General features: G+C 46.9%; 20 protein-coding genes and 5 rRNA genes. 23 read left to right on the forward strand and 2 right to left on the reverse strand.

From position 1 onward, the window contains the following. Positions 1 to 22: 22 nt before the first annotated feature. From NYE58_RS00055 to NYE58_RS00115, 13 genes are all read left to right on the forward strand, one after another. Positions 23 to 2948 (forward strand): 23S ribosomal RNA (locus NYE58_RS00055). 128 nt (positions 2949 to 3076) lie between these two features. Beyond that, positions 3077 to 3193, forward strand: a 5S ribosomal RNA gene (rrf, locus tag NYE58_RS00060). Between the two features lie 154 nt (positions 3194 to 3347). Further along, positions 3348 to 4964 (forward strand): ABC transporter substrate-binding protein, encoded by a 1617-nt coding sequence (locus NYE58_RS00065; protein ID WP_076278188.1) that lies wholly within the window; start codon positions 3348 to 3350, stop codon positions 4962 to 4964. Next, entirely contained in the window at positions 4964 to 5950 is a 987-nt protein-coding gene (locus NYE58_RS00070; RefSeq protein ID WP_341000883.1) for an ABC transporter permease, read from the forward strand. Before NYE58_RS00065 ends, NYE58_RS00070 begins: the two co-directional genes overlap by 1 nt. Then, positions 5947 to 6813 (forward strand): ABC transporter permease, encoded by an 867-nt coding sequence (locus NYE58_RS00075; RefSeq protein ID WP_143762006.1) that lies wholly within the window; start codon positions 5947 to 5949, stop codon positions 6811 to 6813. Before NYE58_RS00070 ends, NYE58_RS00075 begins: the two co-directional genes overlap by 4 nt. Further along, positions 6813 to 7577: an ABC transporter ATP-binding protein gene (locus NYE58_RS00080; RefSeq protein ID WP_076278190.1), complete on the forward strand. Its 765-nt coding sequence runs from the start codon at positions 6813 to 6815 to the stop codon at positions 7575 to 7577. The genes NYE58_RS00075 and NYE58_RS00080 overlap by 1 nt, the downstream gene beginning before the upstream one ends. Continuing rightward, positions 7568 to 8317 carry an ABC transporter ATP-binding protein gene (locus NYE58_RS00085; RefSeq protein WP_076220663.1) on the forward strand — a complete coding sequence of 250 codons (750 nt, stop codon included), beginning with the start codon at positions 7568 to 7570 and terminating at the stop codon, positions 8315 to 8317. The genes NYE58_RS00080 and NYE58_RS00085 overlap by 10 nt, the downstream gene beginning before the upstream one ends. Before the next feature lie 21 nt (positions 8318 to 8338). After that, positions 8339 to 9397: an aminotransferase class V-fold PLP-dependent enzyme gene (locus tag NYE58_RS00090; RefSeq protein ID WP_341000885.1), complete on the forward strand. Its 1059-nt coding sequence runs from the start codon at positions 8339 to 8341 to the stop codon at positions 9395 to 9397. Between the two features lie 2 nt (positions 9398 to 9399). Then, a complete protein-coding gene (locus tag NYE58_RS00095) occupies positions 9400 to 10551 on the forward strand; it encodes an amidohydrolase family protein (protein ID WP_076278192.1) in 1152 nt (383 codons plus the stop codon). Positions 10552 to 10976: 425 nt separating this feature from the next. Continuing rightward, positions 10977 to 12534 (forward strand): 16S ribosomal RNA (locus NYE58_RS00100). A gap of 262 nt (positions 12535 to 12796) precedes the next feature. Then, positions 12797 to 15722 (forward strand): 23S ribosomal RNA (locus tag NYE58_RS00105). Between the two features lie 128 nt (positions 15723 to 15850). After that, positions 15851 to 15967, forward strand: a 5S ribosomal RNA gene (gene rrf, locus NYE58_RS00110). The 16S, 23S and 5S rRNA genes sit together here, the layout of an rRNA operon. A gap of 258 nt (positions 15968 to 16225) precedes the next feature. Next, the gene (locus NYE58_RS00115; RefSeq protein WP_036678856.1) at positions 16226 to 16639 is read left to right on the forward strand and encodes a hypothetical protein; all 414 of its coding nucleotides are present in this window, start codon (positions 16226 to 16228) and stop codon (positions 16637 to 16639) included. 63 nt (positions 16640 to 16702) lie between these two features. On the opposite strand, the gene NYE58_RS00120 is transcribed toward NYE58_RS00115, so the two are convergent. Beyond that, the gene (locus NYE58_RS00120; protein WP_076194944.1) at positions 16703 to 17227 is read right to left on the reverse strand and encodes a hypothetical protein; all 525 of its coding nucleotides are present in this window, start codon (positions 17225 to 17227) and stop codon (positions 16703 to 16705) included. A gap of 209 nt (positions 17228 to 17436) precedes the next feature. Between NYE58_RS00120 and NYE58_RS00125 the strand changes: the two genes are divergently transcribed. From NYE58_RS00125 to rsmI, 10 genes are all read left to right on the forward strand, one after another. Beyond that, positions 17437 to 17622 (forward strand): sigma factor G inhibitor Gin, encoded by a 186-nt coding sequence (locus tag NYE58_RS00125; protein WP_036678851.1) that lies wholly within the window; start codon positions 17437 to 17439, stop codon positions 17620 to 17622. A 208-nt stretch (positions 17623 to 17830) separates the two neighbouring features. Beyond that, a complete protein-coding gene (locus NYE58_RS00130; RefSeq protein ID WP_341000886.1) occupies positions 17831 to 19369 on the forward strand; it encodes an aminotransferase class I/II-fold pyridoxal phosphate-dependent enzyme in 1539 nt (512 codons plus the stop codon). Beyond that, positions 19370 to 20011: a dTMP kinase gene (gene tmk / locus NYE58_RS00135; protein WP_076099910.1), complete on the forward strand. Its 642-nt coding sequence runs from the start codon at positions 19370 to 19372 to the stop codon at positions 20009 to 20011. Between the two features lie 126 nt (positions 20012 to 20137). Then, a complete protein-coding gene (locus NYE58_RS00140) occupies positions 20138 to 20467 on the forward strand; it encodes a cyclic-di-AMP receptor (protein ID WP_036678844.1) in 330 nt (109 codons plus the stop codon). 51 nt (positions 20468 to 20518) lie between these two features. Then, on the forward strand, positions 20519 to 20962 hold the full coding sequence (locus tag NYE58_RS00145) for a YaaR family protein (RefSeq protein ID WP_036678842.1): 444 nt from the start codon (positions 20519 to 20521) through the stop codon (positions 20960 to 20962). A 17-nt stretch (positions 20963 to 20979) separates the two neighbouring features. Then, the gene (gene holB, locus NYE58_RS00150; RefSeq protein WP_076099912.1) at positions 20980 to 21954 is read left to right on the forward strand and encodes a DNA polymerase III subunit delta'; all 975 of its coding nucleotides are present in this window, start codon (positions 20980 to 20982) and stop codon (positions 21952 to 21954) included. 139 nt (positions 21955 to 22093) lie between these two features. Further along, positions 22094 to 22894, forward strand: coding sequence for a PSP1 domain-containing protein (locus NYE58_RS00155; RefSeq protein WP_036678838.1), 801 nt, complete (start codon positions 22094 to 22096; stop codon positions 22892 to 22894). Positions 22895 to 22924: 30 nt separating this feature from the next. After that, positions 22925 to 23290: a DNA replication initiation control protein YabA gene (yabA, locus tag NYE58_RS00160; protein WP_036678835.1), complete on the forward strand. Its 366-nt coding sequence runs from the start codon at positions 22925 to 22927 to the stop codon at positions 23288 to 23290. A 109-nt stretch (positions 23291 to 23399) separates the two neighbouring features. Next, a complete protein-coding gene (locus tag NYE58_RS00165; protein ID WP_036678833.1) occupies positions 23400 to 24173 on the forward strand; it encodes a tRNA1(Val) (adenine(37)-N6)-methyltransferase in 774 nt (257 codons plus the stop codon). Further along, complete coding sequence (rsmI, locus tag NYE58_RS00170) at positions 24170 to 25081, forward strand: 16S rRNA (cytidine(1402)-2'-O)-methyltransferase (RefSeq protein ID WP_076218452.1); 912 nt, start codon at positions 24170 to 24172, stop codon at positions 25079 to 25081. Before NYE58_RS00165 ends, rsmI begins: the two co-directional genes overlap by 4 nt. A gap of 418 nt (positions 25082 to 25499) precedes the next feature. Here the strand turns inward: rsmI and NYE58_RS00175 are convergent, their stop codons facing one another. Further along, positions 25500 to 25754, reverse strand: a complete 255-nt coding sequence (locus tag NYE58_RS00175) for an AbrB/MazE/SpoVT family DNA-binding domain-containing protein (protein WP_036678829.1) — start codon at positions 25752 to 25754, stop codon at positions 25500 to 25502. Positions 25755 to 25929: the final 175 nt, after the last annotated feature.

Raw genomic sequence — 25929 nt, forward strand, 5'->3', positions numbered from 1 at the left:
TATTTTCCTGCGGAAAAATCAAGGTTAAGCTAATAAGAGCACACGGAGGATGCCTAGGCGCCAGGAGCCGACGAAGGACGTGGCGAACAACGAAACTGCCTCGGGGAGCTGTAAGCAAGCTTTGATCCGGGGGTGTCCGAATGGGGAAACCCAGCTGTGGTAATTCGCAGTTACTCATTTCTGAATACATAGGAAATGTAGAGGCAGACCAGGGGAACTGAAACATCTAAGTACCCTGAGGAAGAGAAAACAATAGTGATTCCGTCAGTAGCGGCGAGCGAACGCGGAACAGCCTAAACCTAAGAGCTTGCTCTTAGGGGTTGTGGGACGTCTCACATGGAGTTACAAAGGAATATGGTAGGTGAAGAGGTCTGGAAAGGCCCGCGATAGAGGTAAAAGCCCTGTAACCTAAACTGTATTCTCTCCGAGACGGATCCCGAGTAGTGCGGGGCACGTGAAACCCCGTATGAATCCAGCAGGACCATCTGCTAAGGCTAAATACTACCTGGCGACCGATAGTGAAACAGTACCGTGAGGGAAAGGTGAAAAGCACCCCGGAAGGGGAGTGAAATAGAACCTGAAACCGTGTGCTTACAAAAAGTCAGAGCCCTATTAATGGGTGATGGCGTGCCTTTTGTAGAATGAACCGGCGAGTTACGTTTAACATGCAAGGTTAAGCCGAGAAGGTGGAGCCGCAGCGAAAGCGAGTCTGAATAGGGCGAATTAGTATGTGGACGTAGACCCGAAACCGTGTGATCTACCCCTGTCCAGGGTGAAGGTGCGGTAACACGCACTGGAGGCCCGAACCCACGTACGTTGAAAAGTGCGGGGATGAGGTGGGGGTAGCGGAGAAATTCCAATCGAACTCGGAGATAGCTGGTTCTCCCCGAAATAGCTTTAGGGCTAGCCTCGGTATAAGAGTAGTGGAGGTAGAGCACTGATTGGGTGCGGGGTCCGCAAGGATTACCAAGCTCAGTCAAACTCCGAATGCCATATACTTATTGCCGGGAGTCAGACAGTGAGTGCTAAGATCCATTGTCAAAAGGGAAACAGCCCAGACCATCAGCTAAGGTCCCCAAGTGTGTGTTAAGTGGGAAAGGATGTGGAGTTGCACAGACAACCAGGATGTTGGCTTAGAAGCAGCCACCATTGAAAGAGTGCGTAATAGCTCACTGGTCGAGTGACTCTGCGCCGAAAATGTAACGGGGCTAAACACACCACCGAAGCTATGGCTAGATGCTTTGCATCTGGGGTAGGGGAGCGTTGTGTAGGGGTTGAAGGTGTACTGAAAAGAGCGCTGGACACTACACAAGTGAGAATGCCGGTATGAGTAACGAAAAGATCAGTGAGAATCTGATCCGCCGAAAGCCCAAGGTTTCCTGAGGAAGGCTCGTCCGCTCAGGGTAAGTCGGGACCTAAGGCGAGGCCGAAAGGCGTAGTCGAAGGACAACAGTTTGAAATTACTGTACCACCGTAATCCGCTATGAGCGATGGGGTGACGCAGGAGGGTAGTGACGCGGACTGATGGATGTCCGTCTAAGCAGTGAGGCTGATGTGTAGGCAAATCCGCACATCATTAAGGCTGGGCTGTGATGGGGAGCGAAAATTGTAGTAGCGAAGGTCATGATCTCACACTGCCAAGAAAAGCCTCTAGCCAGGAGAAGGTGCCCGTACCGCAAACCGACACAGGTAGGCGAGAAGAGAATTCTAAGGCGCGCGGAAGAACTCTCGTTAAGGAACTCGGCAAAATGACCCCGTAACTTCGGGAGAAGGGGTGCCCCGGTAGTGTGAATAGCACGAGGGGGCCGCAGTGAAAAGGCCCAAGCGACTGTTTAGCAAAAACACAGGTCTGTGCGAAGCCGCAAGGCGAAGTATACGGGCTGACGCCTGCCCGGTGCTGGAAGGTTAAGGGGAGTGGTTAGGGGTAACCCGAAGCTATGAACCGAAGCCCCAGTAAACGGCGGCCGTAACTATAACGGTCCTAAGGTAGCGAAATTCCTTGTCAGGTAAATTCTGACCCGCACGAATGGCGTAACGACTTGGGCGCTGTCTCAACGAGAGATCCGGTGAAATTTTAATACCTGTGAAGATGCAGGTTACCCGCGACAAGACGGAAAGACCCCATGGAGCTTTACTGCAGCTTGATATTGAATTTGGGTACGATCTGTACAGGATAGGTGGGAGCCGTAGAAATCGGAGCGCAAGCTTCGGTGGAGGCGCCGTTGGGATACCACCCTGATCGTATCTAGGTTCTAACCTAGTGCCCTTACCGGGTACGGGGACCGTGTCAGGCGGGCAGTTTGACTGGGGCGGTCGCCTCCTAAAGAGTAACGGAGGCGTTCCAAGGTTCCCTCAGAATGGTTGGAAATCATTCGCAGAGTGCAAAGGCATAAGGGAGCTTGACTGCGAGACCTACAAGTCGAGCAGGGACGAAAGTCGGACTTAGTGATCCGGTGGTACCGCATGGAAGGGCCATCGCTCAACGGATAAAAGCTACCCTGGGGATAACAGGCTTATCTCCCCCAAGAGTCCACATCGACGGGGAGGTTTGGCACCTCGATGTCGGCTCATCGCATCCTGGGGCTGAAGTAGGTCCCAAGGGTTGGGCTGTTCGCCCATTAAAGCGGTACGCGAGCTGGGTTCAGAACGTCGTGAGACAGTTCGGTCCCTATCTGTCGTGGGCGCAGGAAATTTGAGAGGAGCTGTCCTTAGTACGAGAGGACCGGGATGGACGTACCGCTGGTGCACCAGTTGTTCCGCCAGGAGCATGGCTGGGTAGCTACGTACGGACGGGATAAGCGCTGAAAGCATCTAAGCGTGAAGCCCCCCTCAAGATGAGATTTCCCAATTAGTAAGACCCCTTGAAGACGACGAGGTAGATAGGTTGGAGGTGGAAGTGCAGCAATGCATGGAGCTGACCAATACTAATCGGTCGAGGGCTTATCCTATATGTAGAATGCAGATTCGTTTCGGATTCAGTTTTCAGGCATCAAGCCTGAAATACGCTTAGAAATTCATTATCACTTCTGGTGAAGAACCGAATTTCACGCGGCAGCGTCTGTTTCACAGACGCATGTTTGGTGGCGATAGCGGAGGGGTTCCACGCGTACCCATCCCGAACACGACCGTTAAGCCCTCCAGCGCCGATGGTACTTGGACCGAAGGGTCCTGGGAGAGTAGGACGTTGCCAAGCACACAAGACCACTGTTGAGTAATCGACAGTGGTCTTTTTGTTATGTATATTTACTTAAGGATTGTTGCAAATTAAATTATGTTTGACAGACTAGAGTGTTTAACCCATAATACAATTCATACTAAACATATAAGAATTATAGGGGGAGCGAATTATGTCGTACTTTAGTGTATCTATTAAGAAACCGATTCTGTTGGGGGCAATAGCAGTTTTGCTATTGATGTTAATTGCAGGGTGCTCGGGGTCTAATAATAAGGCTGATTCAAATAAAGAGGCACAGGAAAGTGCGAGTCCGGCAACTCAAAGTCCTCAAACTGCAGAACCTGCAACGGGAGGGACTTTCGTCTATGGACGACCTGCTTCTGTAACTTCGCTGGATTTGCATAATCAGATTACGTCCAACAATGCTTTTGCAATCGACAAAGTTTTTGAATCATTAGTCGCTTTTGACAGCAAAGGTGAAATTGTAGATTGGCTTGCTAAGTCACATAATATCAGTGAAGATGGTCTGACGTATACATTCGAGCTTCGTGATGGGTTGAAGTTTTCCAATGGTACGGATGTGACCGCAGAAGATGCTGTATTCTCTCTTGAGCGGCACTTGAAGGTAGGCGGCCCGCTGGCAATATCCGCAAAAGTCGACACAATCAAAGCGCAAGATAACAAAACGCTTGTTATTACACTTAAAGAGCCTTATACACCATTTATCTCGGAGCTATCTAATTTCTCAAATGGTATCCTTCCTAACAATTTCGGTGGATTATCCGAAGAAGAATTCTTCAAGAAACCAATCGGTACGGGACCTTTTGTTGTTGAAACATGGGACACTGCAGGTGATCTGACCTTCACTAAGAATACATTCTACTGGCAAGAAGGTAAACCCTATATTGATAAGCTCGTTTATAAACTGATTGAAGATGACAGTCAAGCGATTAACCAGCTGAAGGCTGGAGAAGTTAATGCTATTGAATCTTTGGCCCTGCAAAATGCCAATGAGATTAAAGATGGGGCTGACACTAAAGTAGTTACTAACGGTAGTTGGGTGACAGAGCAATTGTTCTTTAATACGTTGGATGAACATTTTTCTGATGTGCATGTCCGTCGCGCTCTGGCGCTGGCGCTTGATCGTGAGGGCTTGACCAAGGCGCTAACCTTTGGTTATGCACAAACAGCAAACTCATTGCTGCCAACAACGATTCCTTATAACGCAAATGATACAATCAAAGCACTGAACTTTAATATCGAAGCAGCCAAGGAGGAGCTTGCAAAATCTGCCTTCCCTAATGGCTTCACTACCAAATTACTTGTAGCATCCGGTAATAGCACAAGAGCTCAAGAGGCACAAATTATTCAGGCAGCGGGTCAAACGATCGGGATTAAGATTGAGATTGAATCGATTGAACTTGCCACTTTCCGTGAACGTTTCTTCGCATATGATTTTGCGGCAATGCTGAACAGCGGCCAAGCGGATTCCCCTGAAGCGAACTCTATTATTGCTTTCCAGACCGATCCGGAAGGCTTCAGCAAATCATATTGGACGCATTATACAAATGATGAAGTAACGAAGCTTCTATATGAGGGACAAAAAACTGCGGATGGCGATGAACGTGCACAAATCTATACTAAGCTGCTGCAGACCCTTGCTGATGAAGTTCCTTATATTCCGCTTTACTATCCAGATGTTTTAAAAGGTATTCGTTCTTCAGTTGACGGTCTCGTTGTTCTACCAAACGGCAGTGCCCGTTTCGAAGATGTCCGCATCAGCCAATGATGAATCTTAAGCAGGTGTTAAATCAACCGAAAGGAAGCAAGGGTTCTTACAACTGGCTTGTGATATCTCTTATAAAAGCATTGGCAGTGATCTTCTGCGTAATGATAGCAGTCTTTTTCATCATACGAATCGTGCCGGGAGATCCAGCAAAAATGATTTTGGGAGAATACAGCACCCCTGAGGCGCTCAAGAGTATGCATCATACTCTTGGGCTGGACCTCCCTTTATGGGAGCAATTCATCCGATTTGTGAAGACGCTGTTTACTCAAGGAGATACTGGAGACTCCATTATTATGGGGACATCAACAAGAGAGTTGATTACACAACGGGCCCCTGTTACTTTGCTGCTCATCGTGATGGCTTGTGTGTTGGCGATTTTCGTATCCCTTCTGCTCGCTACGGTAGCCGCTACGCATAAGGATAAACTGCTGGACCATTTGATACGTATTTTTCCTACAATTACTCTAGGTATGCCAATCTTCTGGGTTGGCTTACTTTTAATTTTGCTCTTTAGTGTCCGGCTTGGCTGGTTCCCTGTTGGGGGAGTAAGTGAAGGGTGGGTCGGAACCTTGCATAGTCTTGCACTTCCAGCAATCACTGTTGCTTTTTCACAGGTTCCTACGCTTGTTCGTTCATTAAGAGCGCAGATGCTTGAAGTGTTAGAATCGGATTTTGTAGTCACCCTTAAGGCTGCGGGCATACCAAACAGGGTTATTTTATTTAAACATGTGCTGCGCAACTCTGCTCTTCCTACGTTAATGCTGCTGGGTGTGAATATTTCTTATTTAATCGGAGGCACCTTGGTCGTTGAGCAGGTATTTGGAATTAAGGGAATTGGCAGCTTATTGTTCACGTCAATTTCGAAACGGGACTTTCCGGTTATTCAAGGAATAGCACTTTACTGTGCGCTATCTGTTGTGATCATCAGTCTCTTGATTGAAATCATTTCCTGGTGGCTTGATCCCAGAACGAAAGGAAAACAATGAAAACTATAAGACTAGACTCGCGATTGTATGAAGACGGTAAGATAACAAGCGGCTTACAGCGAATATGGAATACCCCATCACTTCTAGTGGGAATTATTATGTTTGCAGCTCTTATTCTCTTGACTGTGTTTATACCTTATATAAGTCCTTATGACCCCTCTGAGCAAAATTTGAGTGCCTTTTTACAGCCTCCGTCAGCCGAGCATTGGTTGGGAACTGATCAATTAGGGCGTGATTTGTTTACTAGACTGATCTATGCAGCGAGGACTGATTTGAAAATCATGGTCTTGGCAGAAATCATTCCCTTTTGCACAGGTGTATTTCTAGGAATGCTGGCAGGATATTACGGCAAATGGATCGATACAGTTATTACGCTGTTGTCAGATACATTCATCGCCTTTCCTTTTTATCTGATCGTTATTATCGTGGCTTTTGCCAGTGGAGCAGGAGAACGAGGCATTTATATTACTTTTATCTTTGTAGGATGGATTGTCTTTGCCCGTGTCGTCAGAGGTCTTAGTGCTTCTTTTCGTAATCAGGAATGGGTGGCGTCCGCTCAAACCTTAGGGCTACCAGGAGTGAAAATTATTTTGCGTCATCTCCTGCCGAATGTACTTCCGCAAGCCGTGGTCGTCCTTATGACAGATATGATTGGATTGCTTGTTGCCATTGTTACACTCGGGTATCTTGGTATCGGCATTACACCGCCAACTCCTGACTGGGGGACAATGATTTCAGATGGACAGCCCTTCATCACTACAGCTTGGTGGCTCTCGGCCGTTCCGGGATTTGCAGTGGTGTATACGGGGATAGCTTTGTCGCTCCTAGGTGATGGTTTGGCAGACATATGGAGGAAAAAATAATGTCTATACAACCCATTTTAGAAATAGAGGCGCTATCGCTGGCAGCTAAGTCAAATGAGAGATTGGTCAATAATGTTAGTTTTTCGCTGGGTAAAGGGGAGAGTCTGGGATTAGTAGGTGAATCGGGATCAGGAAAATCGCTTACGCTGCGTGCAATTTTAGGCTTGCTTCCAAATGGTGTTGAACAGACTGGTGGCACCATTAAAAGTGAGGTAAGCAGTGCAATGGTATTTCAAGATCCAAGAGGTGCGCTTGATCCGCTCTGTACGGTTGTCAAACAACTGGCTGAAGTTGTGTATTACAGACAGAGAGTAAGCCGTAAGACCTCGCGGGTAATTGCACTGGAACTGCTCGAAAGGCTTGGTCTCCCCGATTCTTTGAAGAAAAAGGACCGGTATCCGAGTCAGCTTTCAGGCGGTCAGTGTCAACGGGTAGTCATCGCTCTGGCACTGGCGTGCAAGCCAGGCATACTTCTCTGTGATGAGCCGACAACGGCACTGGACGTCACGGTTCAACGGCAAATTATTGAGACGATCACGAGCCTCCAGCATGAGCTCAGTTTTGCCATGGTATTTGTTACGCATAACCTAGCGATTGCAGCAAACTTGTGTTCACGGCTATGTGTAATGAAACAGGGACAGATTGTTGAGCGGGGCAATACCCTTGATATTTTGCGAAATCCGAAAGACCCTTACACACAGATGCTGATTGATTCGGTGCTTCCTTTGCCAGAGCTTGAAGGGAGTAGAGACTCATGGAATTAGTCTTACAAATAAAAGATTTAACTGTTCATTATGGCGGCTTTACTGCACTGGATCATATCAATCTGAATCTTGAGCAGCACACCACCCTTGGGCTTGTTGGAGAATCCGGATCAGGGAAATCTACGCTGGCGCGGGTAATTGCTGGACTGATTGCCCCAAATGAGGGACAGATTCTGTTGGGAACCCAAGAATTAAAAAAGAAAAGAAGCCGTGAGCAGCACAAAACAATCCAGATGATTTTCCAAAATCCAGATGCTTCGCTAAATCCTAAACATTCGATTAGGCAAATTCTTTCCGAGCCCTTATTGTTTCATAAAATAGTGGGGCGTACAGATGTTGAACAAAGATGCAAAGAGCTTTTGAATCAAGTTCATTTAGAACAAAAGGCGTTAGACAAATTCCCGCATGAATTTTCCGGCGGCCAGCGTCAACGGATAGCGATCGCTCGTGCATTAAGTGTTGAGCCAAACATCCTGATCGCGGATGAACCTACAAGTGCGTTGGATGTATCTGTGCAGCTTAGTGTGCTCGAACTGTTCAATACGCTGAAGGCTGAGCTTAATCTCACCATGCTTTTTATTTCTCATGATCTAGGAGTAATCAATGCAATTAGCGATACGGTAGCAGTTATGCGGCAAGGAAAGCTCGTGGAGCAGAGTCCGCGGGACCAATTCTTCATCCGTCCTAAACATGAATACAGTTATGAGCTGTTGTCGGCGGTTCCGAAAATGCCAAAATAAAGTACATCAGGAGGTTTTTTTATGAACCGAGAACATAAAGGATACGTGCCACTTTCACTGGCTGAGTACAATAAGCTAACACATTTAATTTCCAAAGTCTTGTTTACTGAGCACCCTCCAGTTATTATTCCGGCTGAGGCAATCCTTGGAATCGAGGCGGTAGCCGCCGGAATAGCTGCACCCGGTCGAACCATTGTAAATATAGTAACAGGTCCTTATGGAAGTTTATTTGGAAAATGGCTTGAGCGGGGTGGAGCAACGGTTGTTGAAGTAAAGGTTCCTTTTGATGAAGTGGTCACTAGCGACCAAGTTGCTTCCGCGATTAAGGAGTTTAAACCTTGTGCCCTTTCTTTTGTTCAAGCTGAAGTGGTTACTGGAGGCTCTAATCCTGCTAAAGAAATATTTGAAATTGCAAAAGAATTCAATCTTATTACTGTGTCTGACTCCGTATCTGCGGTTGGGGGAGAGGCCCTGCTGGTGGATGAATGGTTCGTTGATTTTGCAGTTATAGGTGCGCAAAAAGCCTTAGCTGGACCCAACGGTGTTAGTGCCGTAAGTATTTCTCCACGTGGCTGGGAATTTCTTGAGTCGAATGAAAATGCTCCACGCAATTCTATTTTATCCTTGCTGGATCTGAAACCATCACTGGGAGACGCCGCGCCATTGCGGGTTGCCCCAAACATTCCTACGCTGGAGGCTAGAGCCTTGACTCAAGCTTTGACACGAATTGAAGAAGAAGGATTGGATCAAGTAATCAAACGCCATGAGCGAGCCGCAGCAGCTGCTGTAGCTGGTATTAAATCCTTGGGGCTTGAGCCTTGGCAAAAGGACAGCAGACATTATTCTACGCTGACTACAACGGTGCGGATTTCTGGAAAGCAAGAGTTGCGGATTGAGCAGCCTATAGGCATTGTGGCTCCCGGAGACGGAGAATTATTTGGCCATCTTTTACGGATCAACCATTTTGGAACGAATGCTGAGCGGCAAAGTGTGGAGAAGGCTATATCCATGCTTGCCGAACTGTTGAAACAAGACCCAGTTCAGGCATTAGCAGCTGTTCGGCTGGCATGGGGGGAATGAGGATGATTCATAAGCATCCAGAGCTGCAGACGTTCAATGATATTTTTATAGCAGGTATCGAAGGCAGACGTTTTGATGTCGTGATAAAGGATGGTCGTTTTTCATCCATTACTGAAGCGGAGCCGCATCAAGTAGAGTCAAATCTTGCAGGAACAGATCTGTGGCTAAGTCCGGGTATTATTGATCTGCATACGCATTTAGCTTGGACAGATTTTGACCACTCTGATCAATTGAAGCGCGATGCCAACGAGATTGAAATTATGCAGGCACAAGCTTTTGAAGCTACTCTTAGAACGGGTGTAACGACTGCCCGTGATGCAGGTGGGATTCTGCCGAGCACAGTGCAGCATCTTGTTCAGCAATATCAGCATCCATTAAGAGTGCAGACCAGTAGCGATATGATTGGAGCAGCAGATGCCCGTGGTCTCAAGCATTTAGAACAACGCATGGCGGAAATCTTTGCTACAGGAGCGGGTTGGATAAAAATCATGGCCACAGGCGGGCTTGGAGCACCTACCGAGAAAGTTGTTGACCCGATCTTTTCCGAAGAAGAGTTCTCGTTCATTGTTCGTAATGCACATGCCCATGATAAGAAGGTACTGGTTCATACCTGGGGCGGAGTGACGATAGACTGGTCCATCCAGGCCGGCGTGGAATCAATAGAGCATGGGATGTTTCTAACTGACGATCAGGCAGGAAGACTTGCTAACTCGAGGGTAGCGTTTGTGCCCACCACATCAATTTATCGTATTGCTGCAGACCCAAAAGGCGTTCTAGCGTTGAACCCGATCATTTGCGACCGAGCTGCCCGCGCTGCCGAATGTCATTCCAAGGCCATTCATTATGCAAAAAGAGAAGGCGCTCGTATTGGATTCGGTACAGATTATGCCACACCTGCACTACATGGCTATAACCTTCAAGAACTGGATACATTGATTGATTATGGCTTAACTCGGAGAGAAGCGTGGCAGGCTGCGACTAAAAGTGCTGCTGATATTCTGGGGAGCGGTAACGAGCTGGGACAAATTGCAGAAGGTTTTATTGCAGATGCTGTTGTTTTCAAAGTGGATCCATATGAAGCGCACAATGCGGAGGCACTTCGAAGCAATATCATTGCCGTAATTACTGGAGCGAAGGAAGCGGAATTAATCTAAAATCGTCTAAGCTTCTTCTAAAAAACAACTGTTATCTTCTGCAGTTGTTTTTTTACTTTCTAGATAATTAGATGATAAGTGGAGGTAGTTATTATAATACGATAATACATAGATGATGTTTTATGCTTTTGATTTTATATAAAAAAACTCTTGCAATGCATCTCCATACATGATATATTCTAAGTCCGGCCAAGAAGTACACATGCCGAGCTTGAAAAAGAAGTTAAAAAAAGAGCTTGACATTAAATAGCCGAACATGATATAGTATAAGAGTTGCTGCTGAGACATTAAACGGCGCCAACGAGAACTTGATCTTTGAAAACTGAACAACGAGTGAGTAGGAAATCACGTAAGTGAAATCCAAAATTAGAGAATTAATTTTCTCGTCAGATGTTTCAAAATGAGCATATCGCTCTTTTCAATACTAATTGGAGAGTTTGATCCTGGCTCAGGACGAACGCTGGCGGCGTGCCTAATACATGCAAGTCGAGCGGAGTCATTTTGAAAGCTTGCTTTCAAAATGACTTAGCGGCGGACGGGTGAGTAACACGTAGGCAACCTGCCCTTCAGACTGGGATAACTACCGGAAACGGTAGCTAATACCGGATAATTTCTTTTTTCTCCTGAGAGAAGAATGAAAGACGGAGCAATCTGTCACTGAGGGATGGGCCTGCGGCGCATTAGCTAGTTGGTGGGGTAACGGCCCACCAAGGCGACGATGCGTAGCCGACCTGAGAGGGTGAACGGCCACACTGGGACTGAGACACGGCCCAGACTCCTACGGGAGGCAGCAGTAGGGAATCTTCCGCAATGGGCGAAAGCCTGACGGAGCAACGCCGCGTGAGTGATGAAGGTTTTCGGATCGTAAAGCTCTGTTGCCAGGGAAGAACGTCCGGTAGAGTAACTGCTACCGGAGTGACGGTACCTGAGAAGAAAGCCCCGGCTAACTACGTGCCAGCAGCCGCGGTAATACGTAGGGGGCAAGCGTTGTCCGGAATTATTGGGCGTAAAGCGCGCGCAGGCGGCTATTTAAGTCTGGTGTTTAAACCTTGGGCTCAACCTGAGGTCGCACTGGAAACTGGGTGGCTTGAGTACAGAAGAGGAAAGTGGAATTCCACGTGTAGCGGTGAAATGCGTAGATATGTGGAGGAACACCAGTGGCGAAGGCGACTTTCTGGGCTGTAACTGACGCTGAGGCGCGAAAGCGTGGGGAGCAAACAGGATTAGATACCCTGGTAGTCCACGCCGTAAACGATGAGTGCTAGGTGTTAGGGGTTTCGATACCCTTGGTGCCGAAGTTAACACAGTAAGCACTCCGCCTGGGGAGTACGGTCGCAAGACTGAAACTCAAAGGAATTGACGGGGACCCGCACAAGCAGTGGAGTATGTGGTTTAATTCGAAGCAACGCGAAGAACCTTACCAGGTCTTGACATCCCTCTGAATCTGCTAGAGATAGCGGCGGCCTTCGGGACAGAGGAGACAGGTGGTGCATGGTTGTCGTCAGCTCGTGTCGTGAGATGTTGGGTTAAGTCCCGCAACGAGCGCAACCCTTAACTTTAGTTGCCAGCAGGTTAAGCTGGGCACTCTAGAGTGACTGCCGGTGACAAACCGGAGGAAGGTGGGGATGACGTCAAATCATCATGCCCCTTATGACCTGGGCTACACACGTACTACAATGGCCGGTACAACGGGAAGCGAAGCCGCGAGGTGGAGCCAATCCCATCAAAGCCGGTCTCAGTTCGGATTGCAGGCTGCAACTCGCCTGCATGAAGTCGGAATTGCTAGTAATCGCGGATCAGCATGCCGCGGTGAATACGTTCCCGGGTCTTGTACACACCGCCCGTCACACCACGAGAGTTTACAACACCCGAAGTCGGTGGGGTAACCCGCAAGGGAGCCAGCCGCCGAAGGTGGGGTAGATGATTGGGGTGAAGTCGTAACAAGGTAGCCGTATCGGAAGGTGCGGCTGGATCACCTCCTTTCTATGGAGAATCGTTCTCTGCAATGAGGACATTCAAATCGGAAGCTAAGCTTCCAAAACTCAGGTTTAGGCCTGTTACTCACTCGTTGCTCAGTTTTGAGAGTTTAAGCTCTCAAGTAAGACTTGATCCTTGAAAACTGGATACCGAAACGAATTTGCGTTTTAGAACATCTTTTAGCAACTTGTGCAAACAAGTAAATGTTATTAGTGAGATGATTCCAAAGAGAATGTCATCGTATGATATTTTCCTGCGGAAAAATCAAGGTTAAGCTAATAAGAGCACACGGAGGATGCCTAGGCGCCAGGAGCCGACGAAGGACGTGGCGAACAACGAAACTGCCTCGGGGAGCTGTAAGCAAGCTTTGATCCGGGGGTGTCCGAATGGGGAAACCCAGCTGTGGTAATTCGCAGTTACTCATTTCTGAATACATAGGAAATGTAGAGGCAGACCAGGGGAACTGAAACATCTAAGTACCCTGAGGAAGAGAAAACAATAGTGATTCCGTCAGTAGCGGCGAGCGAACGCGGAACAGCCTAAACCTAAGAGCTTGCTCTTAGGGGTTGTGGGACGTCTCACATGGAGTTACAAAGGAATATGGTAGGCGAAGAGGTCTGGAAAGGCCCGCGATAGAGGTAAAAGCCCTGTAACCTAAACTGTGTTCTCTCCGAGACGGATCCCGAGTAGTGCGGGGCACGTGAAACCCCGTATGAATCCAGCAGGACCATCTGCTAAGGCTAAATACTACCTGGCGACCGATAGTGAAACAGTACCGTGAGGGAAAGGTGAAAAGCACCCCGGAAGGGGAGTGAAATAGAACCTGAAACCGTGTGCTTACAAAAAGTCAGAGCCCTATTAATGGGTGATGGCGTGCCTTTTGTAGAATGAACCGGCGAGTTACGTTTAACATGCAAGGTTAAGCCGAGAAGGTGGAGCCGCAGCGAAAGCGAGTCTGAATAGGGCGAATTAGTATGTGGACGTAGACCCGAAACCGTGTGATCTACCCCTGTCCAGGGTGAAGGTGCGGTAACACGCACTGGAGGCCCGAACCCACGTACGTTGAAAAGTGCGGGGATGAGGTGGGGGTAGCGGAGAAATTCCAATCGAACTCGGAGATAGCTGGTTCTCCCCGAAATAGCTTTAGGGCTAGCCTCGGTATAAGAGTAGTGGAGGTAGAGCACTGATTGGGTGCGGGGTCCGCAAGGATTACCAAGCTCAGTCAAACTCCGAATGCCATATACTTATTGCCGGGAGTCAGACAGTGAGTGCTAAGATCCATTGTCAAAAGGGAAACAGCCCAGACCATCAGCTAAGGTCCCCAAGTGTGTGTTAAGTGGGAAAGGATGTGGAGTTGCACAGACAACCAGGATGTTGGCTTAGAAGCAGCCACCATTGAAAGAGTGCGTAATAGCTCACTGGTCGAGTGACTCTGCGCCGAAAATGTAACGGGGCTAAACACACCACCGAAGCTATGGCTAGATGCTTTGCATCTGGGGTAGGGGAGCGTTGTGTAGGGGTTGAAGGTGTACTGAAAAGAGCGCTGGACACTACACAAGTGAGAATGCCGGTATGAGTAACGAAAAGATCAGTGAGAATCTGATCCGCCGAAAGCCCAAGGTTTCCTGAGGAAGGCTCGTCCGCTCAGGGTAAGTCGGGACCTAAGGCGAGGCCGAAAGGCGTAGTCGAAGGACAACAGTTTGAAATTACTGTACCACCGTAATCCGCTATGAGCGATGGGGTGACGCAGGAGGGTAGTGACGCGGACTGATGGATGTCCGTCTAAGCAGTGAGGCTGATGTGTAGGCAAATCCGCACATCATTAAGGCTGGGCTGTGATGGGGAGCGAAAATTGTAGTAGCGAAGGTCATGATCTCACACTGCCAAGAAAAGCCTCTAGCCAGGAGAAGGTGCCCGTACCGCAAACCGACACAGGTAGGCGAGAAGAGAATTCTAAGGCGCGCGGAAGAACTCTCGTTAAGGAACTCGGCAAAATGACCCCGTAACTTCGGGAGAAGGGGTGCCCCGGTAGTGTGAATAGCACGAGGGGGCCGCAGTGAAAAGGCCCAAGCGACTGTTTAGCAAAAACACAGGTCTGTGCGAAGCCGCAAGGCGAAGTATACGGGCTGACGCCTGCCCGGTGCTGGAAGGTTAAGGGGAGTGGTTAGGGGTAACCCGAAGCTATGAACCGAAGCCCCAGTAAACGGCGGCCGTAACTATAACGGTCCTAAGGTAGCGAAATTCCTTGTCAGGTAAATTCTGACCCGCACGAATGGCGTAACGACTTGGGCGCTGTCTCAACGAGAGATCCGGTGAAATTTTAATACCTGTGAAGATGCAGGTTACCCGCGACAAGACGGAAAGACCCCATGGAGCTTTACTGCAGCTTGATATTGAATTTGGGTACGATCTGTACAGGATAGGTGGGAGCCGTAGAAATCGGAGCGCAAGCTTCGGTGGAGGCGCCGTTGGGATACCACCCTGATCGTATCTAGGTTCTAACCTAGTGCCCTTATCGGGTACGGGGACCGTGTCAGGCGGGCAGTTTGACTGGGGCGGTCGCCTCCTAAAGAGTAACGGAGGCGTTCCAAGGTTCCCTCAGAATGGTTGGAAATCATTCGCAGAGTGCAAAGGCATAAGGGAGCTTGACTGCGAGACCTACAAGTCGAGCAGGGACGAAAGTCGGACTTAGTGATCCGGTGGTACCGCATGGAAGGGCCATCGCTCAACGGATAAAAGCTACCCTGGGGATAACAGGCTTATCTCCCCCAAGAGTCCACATCGACGGGGAGGTTTGGCACCTCGATGTCGGCTCATCGCATCCTGGGGCTGAAGTAGGTCCCAAGGGTTGGGCTGTTCGCCCATTAAAGCGGTACGCGAGCTGGGTTCAGAACGTCGTGAGACAGTTCGGTCCCTATCTGTCGTGGGCGCAGGAAATTTGAGAGGAGCTGTCCTTAGTACGAGAGGACCGGGATGGACGTACCGCTGGTGCACCAGTTGTTCCGCCAGGAGCATGGCTGGGTAGCTACGTACGGACGGGATAAGCGCTGAAAGCATCTAAGCGTGAAGCCCCCCTCAAGATGAGATTTCCCAATTAGTAAGACCCCTTGAAGACGACGAGGTAGATAGGTTGGAGGTGGAAGTGCAGCAATGCATGGAGCTGACCAATACTAATCGGTCGAGGGCTTATCCTATATGTAGAAAGCAGATTCGTTTCGGATTCAGTTTTCAGGCATCAAGCCTGAAATACGCTTAGAAATTCATTCTCACTTCTGGTGAAGAACCGAATTTCACGCGGCAGCGTCTGTTTCACAGATGCATGTTTGGTGGCGATAGCGGAGGGGTTCCACGCGTACCCATCCCGAACACGACCGTTAAGCCCTCCAGCGCCGATGGTACTTGGACCGAAGGGTCCTGGGAGAGTAGGACGTTGCCAAGCACATTAAGCCATTGTTGATTTATCAGCAGTGGCTTTTTTGTTTTTTTTGGACAAGAGTGTTATTTGAAGGGGAGTACAACATCTGAAGGGGCTGTAATTGAGTGACATTTTTGTTACCGACGCTGAGGTCGATACAAGTATAATAGATAAGTGCAAATAATAAGCAACATCTCTAATACGAAGGAACTACTCATAAATTCTAACTTTGAATTTTCTTGTGTCTTTAGATGCATTGTGGAGGTAAGGAGGATTTAAGGCATGAAACAAACAAGAATTATTAAGATATTAATTTTTTCGTGTATAGTAGCTTTAATACTGGCAGGCTGCGGTACGAAAGCGCCCAGCTGGGATGCTTTTGAGGGTGCGCTAAACGAGAAAAATTTCCCTGTGCCCCAAGAGGCGTACTCACCAGACCAGACTACGACAAACGTTGCTATGGATTATGTGCGTTATTCTTTACCTGGATTAAAGGAGAAGAACGGCATCCCAGAGGAGTATATGGATACTATTAAGGCCTGGGGATGGGTTGAACAGGAAGAGGAGAATACCGACTCATCTGGTGTTTTTCAGAAGGATGGAGTAACGGTTCATTTAACAGTGCATGATGATTATTTTATAGTTATGATTCCTAAAGAAAAGAAGGCCTTAATTAAAGGTCTTAAGACAAAATAAATAATCGCCGTCCTTTATGGATGGCGATTATTTATTTATATGCGAACACAGGTTAACTGTACTCTATTGAGAGTAATAGGAGGCATCGGATGGATTAAACTTCAGCATGCCTTCCTTGTTGCGTTGATTTATTTTGAACAGTGTATAGAGACGGGGCAGTAAAAGCCACAAGTGGCAAATAATCAGGGATACTGTAAATGCCGGTGGAGACCAAAAAATAAAGAGAGCTGCAATACAAAGACCAATATAAAAATTATGTAACTGTACTTTACGGAAAATGCGGTAACTAATGTGTTGATCTGGCATGAAGCCAAGCCACGGGATTTTAAATGAGATGGACCATCTTTTTGAAATAGGATGCCCGGAGATTAGAAGTACTGAGCGTGAAATAACATATTGAACCCAGAACATAACCGGAGCAGCTATAATTAAGTAGAGAATACTCCACCAAGAAAGAAAGACTGTCTCGAGCACAAGGACCAAAAGAGGGAGCAAAATATAAACACGCAGCAGAGGTGCCGTTAGATTAATTTTTTTGATTAATTTATATTGATAGAATGTAGCAGCGCCTTTGGTGTTGGGTTCCATATAAAATAGACTAACCTCCTCACAGATTCATATGTTCTTAATATCGGCGAATGAAAGCATTTTATTAAACTATGGGCGAATATTCACCGATATAGGGGCAGCGGAATATATATAATACACGAAACGAAGGATATGAAAAAACTATGAAAAGGTTTAAAATGATAGAAGGTGTATCATACTGTTCTTAAAAGAGTCAAGGTGGGATGGTTATGGAACAGCAAACCGGGCAAGCTTGTATCATTTGTGGGCAGGAAAAAGAAGAAGGTATTGTGATTGTCTCGCATTTTATTTGTGAGGATTGTGAGGCGGAAATGATCCGTACCGAGGCAGAAGATGCTAAGTACCGTTTTTTTATTGGCCAGATGAAGAAGATCGGATTGCAAAAGAACGCTTAAGTAGAGTAACTCTGTTAATTGATGCGGATAAGAGAGCAGTCTGGATGAAAGATATAAGGGCTGCATTAGAGATATTCATATACGGCTTCCTCGTTGTTTAAGCGGGGGGAGCCGTTTTGCTGTTCAGTCAGATGCTTTTATGAGGAAACATAGGAGTTTCTGAATATTTACGTTAAAATAGAAGGAACCCTATGGGAAGGAATTTAATATGAATAAATTACAACGATGTAGGGCACCTGTATACGAAATGCTGGAGCAATATAGAATTGTGGGTAATATATCTTATCATGTGCCGGGACATAAAAATGGAGCGGCATATGACGGCGTAGAAGGCGCTGGGTTTCTAGATGAGGTCATGAAGTACGATGTTACGGAGATTACCGGCACGGATGATCTTCATCATCCTGAGGGAGTCATTAAGGAAGCACAGGAGTTGGCTGCGGATTGCTTTGGAGCAGAGGAGAGTTTTTTTCTAGTTGGCGGAAGTACGGCGGGTAACCTGGCGCTGATTCTAACGGCTTGCCCCGAGCCAGGAATGATTCTGATTCTTCAACGAAATGTGCATAAATCAGTGATTCATGGTCTTATGTTAGCTGGAGTGAGGGCTGTTTTCGTCGAGCCGCTAATTGATCCACTCAGCGGCTTGGCAGTAGCGCCGGCGGCAGAAGCTGTTGAGGCTGCACTTGCAGCCTATCCGGAAGCCGCTGCTGTATTTGTCACCATGCCCAATTACTACGGCATGGGCAGTGACCTTGCGCCCCTCGCGCGTATTTGCCACGACAGCGGTGTACCGCTGCTTGTCGATGAAGCGCATGGGGCGCATTACGGGCAGCACCCGGCACTGCCTGCCGGGGCGCTTGCTTGTGGCGCAGACGGCGTAGTGCAGTCCACGCACAAGATGCTCACTGCGATGACCATGGGCGCTATGCTGCATGTTCAAGGGCAGCGGCTCGACCGCGCCCTGCTCTCGCAGCGGCTCGCCATGGTGCAGAGCTCCAGCCCATCATATCCTATGATGGCGTCGCTTGATCTTGCCCGGCGGCTGCTGCACAGCCGGGGCAGCGAGGCTTTCACGGCGGGGCTGGCCGCCGTGGATGTCCTGCGGCGCGGCCTTGCCGAGCTGCCGCGCTATGGATTGGTGCAGCCGGCAGAGCCGCTGCACGACGGTACGCCGCTGCATAGGGCGGCGTACGAGACGCAGGACCCCTTCAAAGTCGTCATTTATGACGCCACCGGGGTCCTAGGCGGTTTCGAGCTGCAGCGCAGGCTCGAGGCTAAGGGCTGTGTGCCGGAGATGAGTGACGACCGGCACGTAGTGCTGGTGTTCAGCCTCGGTTCGAAGGCTGAAGATGCAGCAAGGTTATTGCAGGCGCTGCAGGAAATAGATTCGGAGGTTACATCCGAATCACCGTACACCGCAGGCATTTCAGAATCTCGAAATATTTCCACGTGGAACAATTTGAATGTTTTACAAATCTCAGCACCTGTTCCCTTCTCTTTGAAGCCGGTGTCAGCCAATGAGGTAGAAAGTATTAATCTTGAACACAGCGTGGGGAGAGTAGCTGCAGAAATGGTAATTCCCTATCCACCAGGCATTCCATTATTATATCCGGGTGAGGTCATCACAGATCAGATACAGCAAAGACTGACTGGTTTAGCTTATGGAGGCGCGAAGTTCCAGGCTTGTGCTGATCCGGTCTTACAGCGTATTAAGGTATACAACATTCAGAAGGGCGGAGAAGTATAAGTGGGCAAAGAAGGTTTCTTTATAACATTAGAAGGGGGCGAAGGCTCCGGAAAAACAACGGTTCTGGGAAGAGTAGCAGCATATTTGCAGAATCGGTCCATGCCCTATCGAATTACACGTGAACCTGGAGGCATAGAAATCGCCGAAAAAATTCGCTCTATTATTCTGGATCCTGCCCATACTGCAATGGATGCACGTACAGAGGCATTGCTGTACGCTGCATCAAGAAGCCAACATCTCGCTGAAGTAGTAGAGCCAGCTCTTAGAGAAGGGCTTACAGTCCTCTGTGACCGCTTTGTAGACAGCAGTCTCGTTTATCAAGGACATGCAAGAGGATTAGGTATGGAAGAGGTGTGGAGTATTAACCGTTTTGCTATTGGAAATCGCATGCCCGATCTAACCTTTTATCTGGATGTAGAGCCTGAGATTGGATTATCACGGATTGCGGCCAATCAAGATCGCGAAGTCAATCGTCTGGATATGGAGAGTCTTGCCTTTCATCAGAAGGTTCGTGAAGGTTATCATTTATTAATTAAGGCGAATCCGGAGAGAATAGTAGTTCTTGATGCAAACCGCCCTATTCATCTGGTAGAACAAGATATCGTGAGAACTCTTGAAGAGAGAGTATTAAAGGGTTTTTAGGGTGTTTTGTCTAATATAATAAGAGAAGTGGCATATAACTAAGCGTTTGCTTATGAAGTGAGGTTACTACTAAGAACACATTAAGTAGTAATACTCCATAAAACTTTTTTGGGAGGGAATGCGAAGATGAAGTTGATCATTGCAATTATCCAGGATAAAGACAGTAACCGGTTATCCAGTGAGCTAGTAAAAGCCAATTTCCGTGCTACCAAACTCGCAAGTACAGGTGGATTTCTGCGGGCGGGAAATACGACATTTATGATTGGGGTAGAAGACAGTCAGATCGAAGCTGTATTGAACGTTATCCGTAACAGCTGTAAAGTGCGTGAACAACTAGTCACTCCAGTAACTCCGATGAGTGGCACGACGGATTCCTATTTACCGCTCCCTGTTGAAGTACAGGTCGGTGGCGCTACTGTATTCGTGCTTCCTGTAGATCGTTTCGAACATTATTAAGTATAATATAAATGAGCAAGTCATTTACAAAAAAGGGGCGGTAGATAACCTTTGAAGATCAATCCGGGATATAGGCCCTTAAAGAGTGAGCTTCCAAATGCAGAAGGGGCTAATAAGCCTGTTCAGCAGAAATCGTTCTCTGACGTTTTTCAGCAGCAAGGTGAACAGAAAACCAAAGATGAACTAAACCGCCAGATCAAAGAAATACAGTCACAAGGCGACCGTTTATCTAAGTCTATGACCATTCGTGAACTCACCATTTACCGGATGATGATCAAAAGGTTTCTGGAAGAAACCGCTCGTAGAGGCGTTATACTGAAAGAGACACGTGGATGGGATAGACGTGGGCGGGGTAAGCGTTACAAGCTGCTTGAGGAAATTGATGCGGCTTTGCTATCTATGGCAGACGATCTGCTGAATAGTGAGCAGGGCCGAATAGATCTGTTGGGACGTGTTGGAGAAATTCGTGGGTTGTTAATCAACCTTTCTTTTTAAAGTTTTGGGAGGAAATTATGCCTTTTCATGATATAGTAGGCCAGGAGCATGCTAAACGGCTACTCCAAAATGCCTTGCGCAAGGATGCTGTGAGCCATGCTTATTTATTTACAGGACCAGCAGGCAGTGGACAAATGAAGACGGCGCTGATGTTTGCCCAAGCAATTTTTTGCACGGAAAGCAAGGATGACGCCTGTGGCGAATGTCTAGAGTGCCGAAAGGTTGAGCATGGAAACCATCCTGATTTGTCATTGCTGCAGCCCGACGGTGCAAGCATAAAAATAGACCAGATCCGTGAGCTGCAGCGTGTCTTTTCCTATCGATCTGAGGGTGTGAATCCAAAGGTTTATATTATAGATGGGGCAGACAAAATGACGGTACAAGCTGCCAATAGTTTGTTGAAGTTTCTGGAAGAACCGCCAGCTCCGGCAGTAGGAATCCTAATATCTGATAATAGTCGTTCTTTATTGCCGACGATTCAGTCACGGACTCAGCGGATCCCATTTAGTCCGTTAAATCCGGATATTATGCTTCAAGCGCTAGCAAGTGAGGGTGTGCCGATCCCCTTAGCTCGATGTGCAGTATCACTTAGTTCGGGACTTGATGGTTGCAGGGAACTTTTGGAACAGAATTGGTTTGCAGAAATGAGAAATCTAGTGTTACAATTAGCTAAGGAGTCCTTAAGCAAGGGCAGCTCCACGGTAGCAACTGCCGGGCAGAAGCTGTTCAAGACTGGGCTCGCTGAACATTTGGATATCCTTTTCAGCATGTTCCATCTATGGTTTAAAGATATGCTCTACTTCCTGTACCGTAAGCACGAAAGTATCGTTTTTATAGATCAGTTAGACTTTATTTCCAGGCATGCCCGTGGGCGCAGTGCGGAACAATGGGTGGCTTATATGGGATATGCTGCAGAGAGTACTAAGAAGCTGCGTTCCAATGCCAATGCCCAGTTGTGTCTGGAGCAGTTCTTAATCCGACTGGAAAGTTAAAGGATTAGCAATGATATATCCTCCGGATGTCGCTTTACCTGGAAGTATCGTTTTAACAGACGAGGAAGGACAAGCATGGATCATCAGGGAGCGGACATGCCCATAGGTTCCTTTTACCGGCAAACAAGGGGGTTAATTTTTGTACAGCGTAGTAGGTGTCCGTTTTAAAAAAGCGGGTAAAATATATTATTTTGATCCACTTGATTTTCCGATTGAACGAGATCAATGTGTTATTGTTGAGACAGCACGTGGGGTGGAATACGGTAAGGTTGTCGTAGGCAAAAAAGAGGTGGAGGAGTCCGATGTTGTACTACCCCTCAAAAAAGTGATGCGTATTGCCGGAGAAACCGACGCACGCGTTGTTGAGGAGAACAAAAGCGCCGCTAAGGAGGCTTTTACCACCTGTTTAAATAAAATACGCGACCACGGTCTCAAAATGAAGCTCGTAGATGTAGAGTTTACTTTTGACCGTAATAAGATTATATTTTACTTTACGGCCGAAGGACGCGTTGACTTTAGAGAATTGGTTAAGGATCTGGCAAGTATTTTTCGGACCCGCATTGAGCTTCGGCAAATTGGGGTACGTGATGAAGCTAAGATGCTAGGTGGACTTGGACCTTGTGGACGAGTGCTTTGCTGCTCCTCTTGGTTAGGGGATTTTGAACCCGTATCCATAAAAATGGCCAAGGATCAGAACCTTTCACTTAATCCGACGAAGATTTCCGGACTTTGTGGACGTCTGATGTGTTGTTTGAAATTTGAGCATGACAATTATGAGAGTGTAAAGGAAGAAATGCCAGCGGTCGGCAAGATTGTCGTGACCTCATTGGGGGATGGCAAAGTAGTAGGGATCAATGCCGGAAACCGTACGGTTCATGTACAGTTGTTTGAAGTGGGCAAAGTTAAGGAACTTCCAATGGATGATGTTGTCGTCAAGTAAACCATATAAGGTTACTTTCGGGGTGGAAACTTGGAGAAGAAAAATATATTTGCACACATGCAGGATATGGAAGCGCAGATGGAAACGATGCGCGCCAATCTTGGAGAATGGAAACAGACGGTAAAAGAACTGATGGAAGCTAACCAGAGGTTAACTCTGGAGAATGAACAGCTTCGCAAAATTTTAAAGCGGGATGCACCTTTGGATCCTACCGTAGATTCTGCGGAGGCGGAAGCTCTTTTAGCTACCGGAGAGGGAACAGAAGAGGTTGTCGGGGAAGGTTATGACAACTTGGCTCGACTTTACCACGAAGGCTTTCACATCTGTAATGTTTATTTTGGACATTTACGCACGGAAGGTGACTGTCTGTTCTGTCTTTCTTTTCTTAATAAATGAGGATATCCAGCCGTAGGAGATTAATCCTACGGTTTTTTTTGAATTTTAGCCCATAGGCATATGGCTTTGAAGCAAGTTTTTCTCAACAAAACCTTTAGGAGATTATTACATGACGAATTCTTTTAATGATATATCTGTCCCCTTGTTACCGACGGAGCGGGTGGATGATTTACTAACACATGATCTGCGCATTATTCAAAGTGATGAAGTATTTAGCTTTTCTATGGATGCTGTATTGCTTGCTCGTTTCGCCAGTGTTCCGCCACGTGGAAGAGTTCTAGATCTTTGTACGGGAAATGGTGTAATACCGATTTTAATGACTACCCGGACAAAAGCTTCTATAGAAGGTATTGAAATACAACCTCGTTTAGCCGATATGGCTCGTCGTAGCGTGGCTCTAAATGGCCTTCAGGATCAGGTTGTAATTCATGAAGGTGATTTGCGCGAGTTATATACTACCGCAGGACATGGGGTGTATGATGCAATAACGGTGAACCCTCCTTATATGCCGCTTAATGGCAGTGATCTGAAGCTGAACAACCATCAAGCTATGGCTCGTCATGAGATAGGCTGTACACTGGAGGAGGTCATTCAGGCTTGTGTGCGATTGGTTCGGACGGGCGGAAAGGTAAGTATGGTTCATAAACCACAACGGTTGGTTGATATTATCAGTCTCATGAGACAATATAGACTCGAGCCAAAGATTATTCGGTTTGTACATCCACGTGCCCATCTGGAGGCAAATATGGTATTAATCGAAGCTGCACGTGATGGAAAGCCTGAGGTTCGTTTACAACCACCGCTCATCGTATATAATGAGGACAATCAATACTGTCCAGAGATTATGGACATCTACTATGGTGCTAAAGAGGGTAAATCATGACGATATCATGCCAAAGCAGTTTTCAAAACAAGACTAATACCAGTACTCAGGAGACAATAGGGTCGCTTTTTCTGGTGGCTACACCTATCGGTAATCTGGAGGATATGACCTATCGTGCAGTCCGTACATTGCAGGAATGTGATATTATTGCCGCGGAAGATACGAGACAGACCCGAAAATTACTCAGCCACTTTGAGATTTCACCTTCGATGTTGTTTAGTTATCATGAGCATAATAAGGCCGCCAGTGGACCTGAGCTTGTACGCTATATAATAGAAGGAAAAAATTTGGCACTCGTCAGCGATGCTGGTTTACCAGCGATTTCTGACCCTGGAGCGGATCTTGTAGCCCTTGCTATAAGTCATGGAATTCCGGTGATTCCTATCCCTGGAGCTAACGCAGCGTTGTCAGCTTTGATCGCTTCTGGTCTATCTACGAATACGTTCACCTTTATCGGCTTTCTTCCCCGAGAGCGTAAGGACATCCGAACAGTATTAAGTCCACTTCGTTCGGCTCAAGGCACTTTGTTGTTCTACGAATCTCCCCATCGCGTAGTTAAGACACTTGCTCATCTTCAAGAAGCATTCGGTAATCGCCAGATTGTGTTGGCACGTGAATTAACGAAAAGATATGAGGAGTTTCTACGCGGTTCGATTGAGGAATGTACACTATGGCTGGCTGAACATCCTCCGCTAGGCGAATATGTTATTGTCGTAGAAGGGGAGAGCAAGGAAGATGCAGAAATCGCAGAATCGGCGTGGTGGCGTCAGTTAAGCATTGAAGATCATGTAGCTCATTACGAAGCACAGGATGTACCACGGAAAGAGGCTATGAAAAAAGCGGCATCAGACCGGGGTGTAGCCAAACGGGATATTTATAATGCGTTGCTTGATAGAGCAGAAGAGTAAGTGTTATAGACGAATTCCTAGAATAACTAAGGATTTTCGGAGCCGTTTCGAGCTTGAGTGATTTATCTGTGGGTTAAATGTAATTTGTACAGTTATTTTGAATTTTTTTATGTATTTGTTCGTTTAGTTGTACTTCATACAGTTATAAAGGTGGAAAGGATTGATTTCACGGAGATATAGGAAATATAAGTGTACAAAATACAATTAATTCGTTTAATGGTAAAAAGCATTTAAAATAACTGTAAGAAATACAACTAAGTATTACTAGTTCCGTCTTGAAGCACATTGCCCTTAGGGAGGGGATAACCAGGAGGGCAAACCCAGACATAAAAAATACCTCCCGCGGTCACGGGAGGTCAAGGAGATATGAAAAGGTTAGAATTAACAATTTGATTAGTTCTATTATATACTATTTAATTTAGTTTGTCACAGGGGTAGGGATGGAAGATATGCATTCATGACAAACTATTTTTCCTTTAAAGTAAGTTACGTTCTCAGCGTTGCCACAGAAAATGCAGGCAGGCTCATACTTTTTAAGCATAATCCGTTCGCCATCAACGTAAATTTCCAGTGCGTCCTTTTCGCCAATGCCAAGTGTACGGCGTAATTCAATAGGAATAACAACCCGTCCAAGTTCGTCCACTTTTCTTACAATTCCTGTTGATTTCATCATAACAATCGTTACTCCTCTCAATGTTCCAAAAACGTCATTATTCGACATTGTTCACTGTTTTATGATACTTATAATACCAACGATTCCCAAATCAGTCAACCTTTTTTCATAGGCCGAATAAGAAAATTTCCATAAGAACTTTGAATGTCCCTATAAAAATTAAGAATTACCCTGA

Source organism: Paenibacillus sp. FSL L8-0708, assembly GCF_038009325.1.
Classification (GTDB): Bacteria; Bacillota; Bacilli; order Paenibacillales; family Paenibacillaceae; genus Paenibacillus_AQ; species Paenibacillus_AQ odorifer.